The organism is Saccharopolyspora sp. 6M, from assembly GCF_020176775.1.
Lineage (GTDB): Bacteria > Actinomycetota > Actinomycetes > Mycobacteriales > Pseudonocardiaceae > Saccharopolyspora_C > Saccharopolyspora_C gregorii.
In genome coordinates this window covers 1-6,616 of sequence record NZ_JAIUJZ010000244.1, presented here as the reverse complement: position 1 = coordinate 6,616, position 6,616 = coordinate 1, and the positions used below count along the sequence as shown (strand labels likewise).

Here is a 6,616-nt window from a genome sequence, read left to right as displayed (position 1 = left end):
CACCCCGGCCGGCCCGGCGCCCGGCCCCGCGGTCATGCGCCACCCTGCGCAGGGGCACCTGGCGCCCCCCCCCCCGGCCCCCGGGGGCCCCCCCCGCCCCCCGGGGCGGGGGGGGCGCACCAGGATCAGCGGCGGGCGTGCGCGTCCAGCGCGTACGCGATCGCCGTGGTGATCTTCGCGGCGAACTCCAGGTGCAGCGACTCGTCCGGCACGTGCGCGTTGCTGCCCGGTCCGAGCGCCCCCGTGACCACGAACTGCGCGTCCGGGTAGGCGCCCTGCAGCAGCCCCATCAGCGGGATCGAGCCGCCCAGGCCCATCGTCGCCCACGGCGCGCCGAACACGTCCTCGCTCACCGCGTCCAACGCGGTCTCCAGCCACGGCTCGGTGTCCGGCGCGTTCCAGCCCGCCGCGCCGTCCGACAGCGGGAACGTCACCTCCGCGCCGTAGGGCACGTCCGTCGACAGCGCCGCGCGCAACGCGGCCAGCGCCACCTCCGGGTCGGTCGTCGGCGGGGTGCGCACGCTCAGCGCCAGCGTCGTCTGCGGCCGCAGCACGTTGCCCGCGTCCGGCAGCGAGGGCAGGCCCTCCGCGCCGATCACCGAGACGGTGGGGCGCCAGGTGTTGTTCAGCGCCAGCTCCACCTCGTCCTCGGAAACCCAGCGCATGCCCTCCCGCGCAGGCACCGAATCGCGGATCAGGCCGGGCGCCGCCTCCACCGCGGCCCGCGCCTGCGCCACCCGGTTCGCCGGGATCTCCGCGTTCAGCTCCGGCAGCAGCACCTCGCCGGTCGCCGAGTCCTCGATCCGGTCCAGCAGGGCGCGCAGCACGCGGAACGAGCTCGGCACGATGCCGCTGGCCGTGCCCGAGTGCTGACCGCCGTCGAGCACCCGCACCTGCACGCCCACCCGCACGTCCCCGCGCAGCGAGGTCGTCAGCCACATCCGCTCGTAGTCGGCCGCGCCCGAGTCCAAGCACACCACCAGCGACACGGCACCGAGCCGGTCCGCGAGGTGCTCCAGGTAGGCGGCCATGTCGGGGCTGCCGGACTCCTCGCCGGTCTCCAGCAGCAGCACGCAGCGCGCGTGCGCGCCGCCGTGCGCGCGGATCGCCTCGATCGCGGTGATCGCGGCGTACGGGGCGTAGCCGTCGTCGACGCTGCCGCGCCCGTAGAGCCTGCCGTCGCGCACCACCGGCGTCCACGGGTCCAGGCCCTCCGACCAGCCGCCGACCGGCGGCTGCTTGTCCAGGTGGCCGTAGAGCAGCACGGTGTCCTGCGAACCCGACTCCGGCACCGGCTCGGTCGCCGGGACGTCGACCAGCAGCAGCGGGGTGCGCTCCGGCAGCCGCACCACGTCCAGCCGCACGCCGGGGATCTCCCGGGCGGTGATCCACTCCCGCACGTGCGCGATGGCCGCGTCCAGCTGACCGGCCGACTCCCACTCCGCGTCGTAGGCCGGCGAGACCGCCGGGATCCGGACGAGTTCGGAGAGGCTCGGCAGGACGGAGTCCTGCCACGCCTGTTCAACGGCGGTGCGCACGGCGGAACGATCCATGCCGCCGATCGTATGCCCGGGCCGGAGCGGCCGGTCCGCGCCGGGGGCCCGGCGGTCAGACTCCGCCCGCGCCAGCCCCGGCGGCCGCGGCGCCCGCGGGGCCCGCGCGCCCCGCCGCCCCCCCCCCCCGCGGGGGGGGCGCGCCCCCCCCCGCCCCCCCCGCCCCCCCGGCCCCGGGGGGCCCCCCCCCCCCCCCCCCGGCCCCGGCGCCGCGCGCCACCGCCGCCCGCACCGCCAGCTCGGCGGGGCCGCCGCCCAGCGCCGCGCCGATGCCCGCAGCGTGCACCAGCCCGCACCGCACGGCCCGCCGCCCGTCCGCCCGCAGCTCCCCGCGCGCCACCGCGCGCACCTGCTCGACCAGCTCCCGCCGCGCCGGGCCGACCGGGAAGTGCAGGTCGTCCGGGATGAACCCGAGCAGCTTGCGCGGCTCCCGCAGCAGCATCCCGCGGCGTTCCAGCAGCGCGCGGTGCTCCCGGAACCGGCCGATGCGGCGCGGCAGCAGGTCGGTCAGCTCCACCGGCCTGCCGCGCGGGCCGGACTTCTTCACCAGCCGCCCCAGCAGCTCGTCCGCCCAGTCCAGCCCGGTGCCGCACGGGTCGAGCACGGCCAGCTTCGTGCCGGTCAGCTCCACCTTCCCGCGCAGCGCGAGCTCGCCCAGCTCGGCGCACCAGGTGAGCAGGTCCGCGGGCCCCGCGCGGTGCCCGCCGTCCGGCCGGTGCAGCAGCAGCACGAGCTCGCCCGGCAGCGTCACCGACGGTGACGGTTCCGGGTCCACGTTCATGCGGCCCAGTGTGCCGTCCGCCCGACCGAGGTTTGGCGTGTTCTCGAAACAGCAGACCACCGGTACTCCGCAGTATCGGTGCTGCGACCTTCCCGACAGCGTTAGTCGGAACCCCATTGCTTGGATGACCTGCGATTTTCGCACCGATCAGCGGAAGCTACGGTTCCGTAGGGAACGATCTCCGCGACCTCGCGAGCTGAGATCGTCCCTGTGGCAGGGCTCACTGAATCGGCGGTACGCGTGCCAGGATGGCCAGGAGCGATCCAACCCACCCCGCCCGACCACCCGCACGGCCCCGACCCGGGCCTGCGGAGTACGAGCGGGGTACCCGGACCACGTCGCCACAAGCGACCGGCCCGGCGCGACACGAGGAGATCCGCATGTCCCCGGAACACTGGACGCGACCAGCCCATCCAGCGAACGAGACCGACGACGTCCGCACCGAGCCCCCTGCCGCTACCGCAGCGAAACCCACACGGGAGCAGGTGATCGCCGGTTTGCGCGCGACGAGCGAGGGCGGAGCTGATCTCGTACAGCTCCTCACCCCGGAAGGCCAGCGGGTATCGCACCCGGACTTCGACATCGACTTCACCGCGGAGCAGCTCCGCGACCTGTACCGGGACATGGTGCTGGTCCGGCGCTTCGACCGGGAGGGCAACGCCCTGCAGCGCCAGGGCCAGCTGGGCATCTGGGTGCCGCTGCTCGGCCAGGAAGCCGCGCAGGTCGGCGCGGGCCGCGCGATGCGCCCCCGCGACATGGCCTTCCCCAGCTACCGCGAGCACGGCGTCGCCTGGTGCCGCGGGCTGGACCCGACCGAGCTGCTCGGCATCTTCCGCGGCACCGACCACGGCAGCTGGGACCCGCTGAGCACCGGGTTCCACCTCTACACGATCGTCATCGGCAACCAGGCGCTCAACGCGACCGGGTACGCGATGGGGCAGAAGTTCGACGGCAAGGTCGGCGACGACGACGGCGAAGCGACCATGGTGTTCTTCGGCGACGGCGCCACCAGCCAGGGCGACGTGCACGAGGCGATGGTGTGGGGCTCGGTGTACGACGCGCCGCTCGTGCTGTTCTGCCAGAACAACCAGTGGGCCATCTCCGAACCGCTGGAGCGGCAGACGCGGGTTCCGCTGTACCGGCGCGCCGAGGGCTACGGCTTCCCCGGCATCCGCGTCGACGGCAACGACGTGCTCGCCAGCCTCGCCGTGTCCCGCTGGGCGCTGGACGAGTGCAGGCACGGCAACGGGCCGGTGCTGATCGAGGCGTTCACCTACCGGATGGACGCGCACACCACCACCGACGACCCGACCCGCTACCGGCTCACCGACGAGCTGGAGGCGTGGAAGCTGAAGGACCCGATCGAACGACTCCGGGTGCACCTGGTGCGCGAGCACGACGCCGGGCAGGACTTCTTCGACGACGTGCAGGCCGAGTCCGACGCGCTCGCCGCCCGGTTCCGCGACTTCTGCTTCGCCATGCCCGAACCCGACCCGTCCCGGATCTTCTCCGAGGTCTACGCCGAGGAGAGCCCGGTCGTGGCCGCGCAGCGCGACGAGCAGCTGCGCTACCTCGACGGGTTCGCCGAGCCCGCGCAGGGAGGTGCCCACTGATGGCCGCACCCGCGATGGAACGGACCGACGTCGGCGACGGCAGCACGGGCCGGTCGGCCGTGCAGACCGTGACGATGGCGAAGAGCCTCAACCTGGCGATGCGCTCGGCGCTGGAATCGGACCCGAAGGTCCTGGTCATGGGGGAGGACGTCGGCAAGCTCGGCGGCGTCTTCCGCGTCACCGACGGGCTGCAGAAGGACTTCGGCGAGCACCGCGTGCTGGACACGCCGCTGGCCGAGTCGGGGATCATCGGCACCGCCGTGGGGCTCGCGATCCGCGGCTACCGGCCGGTGTGCGAGATCCAGTTCGACGGGTTCATCTTCCCCGGCTACGACCAGATCGTCTCGCAGCTGGCGAAGCTGCACTTCCGCAGCCAGGGCAAGGTCAAGATGCCGGTGGTGGTGCGGGTGCCGTTCGGCGGCGGCATCGGTGCGGTCGAGCACCACTCCGAATCGCCGGAATCGCTGTTCGCGCACGTGGCCGGTGTGAAGGTGGTGGCCTGCTCGAACCCGGCGGACGCGTACTGGATGCTGCGGCAGGCCATCGCCTGCGACGACCCGGTGCTGTTCTTCGAGCCGAAGCGGCGCTACTACGAGAAGGCCGAGCTGGACACCGAGGCGCAGCCGCCGCCGCTGTTCACCTCCCGCGTGCTGCGGCGGGGTTCGGCGGCGACGATCGCGACCTACGGGCCCACGGTGCACACCTGCCTGGCCGCGGCGAGCGCCGCCGCCGAGGAGGGCACCGAGCTGGAGGTCGTCGACCTGCGCAGCCTGTCCCCGCTGGACCTGGAGCCGGTGTTCGAGTCGGTGCGCCGCACCGGCCGGCTGGTGCTGGCCAGCGAGGCCCCGGCGGAGTCCTCGGTCACCTCGGAGATCGCCGCGCGGGTGCAGCAGGAGTGCTTCTACTCGCTGGAGGCACCGGTGCTGCGGGTGACGGGCTTCGACGTGCCCTACCCGCCGACGAAGCTGGAGAAGCACTATCTGCCGGACCTCGACCGGGTGCTCGACGCCGTCGACCGCTCGCTGGCCTTCTGAGGGAGTCTGGGATGCCGCAACTCAAGCACTTCCCGCTGCCGGACGTCGGCGAAGGCCTCACCGAAGCCGAGATCCTCGGCTGGAAGGTGCAGCCGGGCGACTCGGTGACGGTCAACCAGGTGTTCGTGGAGATCGAGACGGCGAAGGCCGCGGTCGAGCTGCCCTGCGCCTACGAGGGCAAGGTCGTCGAGCTGCTCGCCGAGCCGGGCCAGACGGTCGAGGTCGGCACGCCGATCATCTCGATCGACGTGGACCCGGACGGCACCGCGCCGAGCGAGCCCGAACCGGACTCGTCCGGGGACTCGTCCGGGGAGTCGTCCGGCGAGGCGAAGACCCTGGTCGGCTACGGGCCGCAGGCGACGAGCTCGAAGCGCCGCCCGCGCAAGGCCGCCGCCGCGGCGGTGCCGGCCGCGGTGTCGGCCGGGACGGCGCAGCAGGCGCTGCAAGGTGCGATGGCGGGGTCGCTCGCATCCCCCGCCGTCCCCGCGCAGGCCACCGCACCCGCCGCACCCGCGCCGGAGCCACCCGCACCGGAACCGCCCGCGCCCGCCGCGGGCCCGGCGGGTGCGCCCGCACGGGGTTCGGTGCCGCTGGCGAAGCCGCCGGTCCGCAAGCTCGCCAAGGACCTCGGCGTGGACCTGCGGGCGCTCGCCGGCTCGGGCGCGGGCGGGGTGATCACCCGCAAGGACGTGGAGTCCGCGTCGGCCCCGGCCGAACCGGCCGCCGCTCCGGCCTCGGCTCCGGCGGGGGCGCGGGAACACCGGGTGCCGATCAAGGGCGTCCGCAAGGCCACCGCGCAGGCGATGGTGCGGAGCGCGTTCACCGCACCGCACGTCACGGAGTTCCTCACCGTGGACGTGACGCCGATGATGGAGCTGCGGCAGCGGCTGAAGTCGCACCCCGAGTTCCAGGGCGTGAAGCTCACGCCGCTGGCGTTCGCCGCGAAGGCGCTGTGCCTGGCGGTGCGCCGCACTCCGGACGTGAACGCCACCTGGGACGAGCAGGCCGGCGAGATCGTCTACAAGGACTACGTGCACCTGGGCATCGCGGCCGCCACGCCGCGGGGCTTGGTGGTGCCCAACGTCCGGGACGCGGACGGCATGTCGCTGCGGGAGCTCGCGGCGGCGCTGGAAGCGCTGACCACGACCGCGCGGGAGGGCAGGACCACGCCCGCCGAGATGACCGGCGGCACGATCACGATCACCAACGTGGGCGTGTTCGGCGTGGACACCGGAACGCCCATCCTCAACCCGGGGGAGTCGGCGATCCTCGCGTTCGGCGCGATCCGGGACATGCCGTGGGTGGTGGACGGCCAGGTGGTGCCGCGCAAGGTGTGCCAGCTGGCGCTGAGCTTCGACCACCGGGTGGTCGACGGCCAGCAGGGTTCGCAGTTCCTGGCGGACGTCGGCGCGCTGCTGGCCGACCCGGCGACGGCGATCACCTACTGATTCGGCTGCCGATCGGCTGCCGGTCGCGCTGCTGACGAGGGGGGGGGGGGGGGGGGGGGGCCCCCCGCGCGGGGGGGGGGGGGGGGGGGGGGGCGGGGGGGGGCGGGGGGGGGGCCCGGTCGGCAAGCACCTGCTGATCCGCTTCACCGGCGAGCGGACGTTGCACAGCCACCTGGGCATGGACGGC

At 74.2% G+C, this 6,616-nt stretch carries 5 protein-coding genes; 3 read left to right on the top strand and 2 right to left on the bottom strand.

What is annotated here, in order from left to right; all coding sequences use genetic code 11:
• Positions 1-125 precede the first annotated feature (125 nt).
• Positions 126-1,553 carry a M20/M25/M40 family metallo-hydrolase gene (locus tag LCD31_RS26135; RefSeq protein ID WP_224962356.1) on the bottom strand — a complete coding sequence of 476 codons (1,428 nt, stop codon included), beginning with the start codon at positions 1,551-1,553 and terminating at the stop codon, positions 126-128.
• A 55-nt stretch (positions 1,554-1,608) separates the two neighbouring features.
• Positions 1,609-2,334 (bottom strand): GPP34 family phosphoprotein, encoded by a 726-nt coding sequence (locus LCD31_RS26130; protein WP_304615278.1) that lies wholly within the window; start codon positions 2,332-2,334, stop codon positions 1,609-1,611.
• A 380-nt stretch (positions 2,335-2,714) separates the two neighbouring features.
• On the opposite strand from LCD31_RS26130, the gene pdhA reads away from it, so the two are divergent.
• The 3 genes from pdhA to LCD31_RS26115 are packed head-to-tail and all read left to right on the top strand — an operon-like array spanning position 2,715 to position 6,429.
• Complete coding sequence (gene pdhA, locus LCD31_RS26125; protein WP_374108148.1) at positions 2,715-3,947, top strand: pyruvate dehydrogenase (acetyl-transferring) E1 component subunit alpha; 1,233 nt, start codon at positions 2,715-2,717, stop codon at positions 3,945-3,947.
• Complete coding sequence (locus LCD31_RS26120; protein WP_224962353.1) at positions 3,947-4,981, top strand: alpha-ketoacid dehydrogenase subunit beta; 1,035 nt, start codon at positions 3,947-3,949, stop codon at positions 4,979-4,981. Before pdhA ends, LCD31_RS26120 begins: the two co-directional genes overlap by 1 nt.
• An 11-nt stretch (positions 4,982-4,992) precedes the next feature.
• Positions 4,993-6,429: a dihydrolipoamide acetyltransferase family protein gene (locus LCD31_RS26115; RefSeq protein ID WP_224962351.1), complete on the top strand. Its 1,437-nt coding sequence runs from the start codon at positions 4,993-4,995 to the stop codon at positions 6,427-6,429.
• The last annotated feature ends 187 nt before the right edge of the window (positions 6,430-6,616 follow it).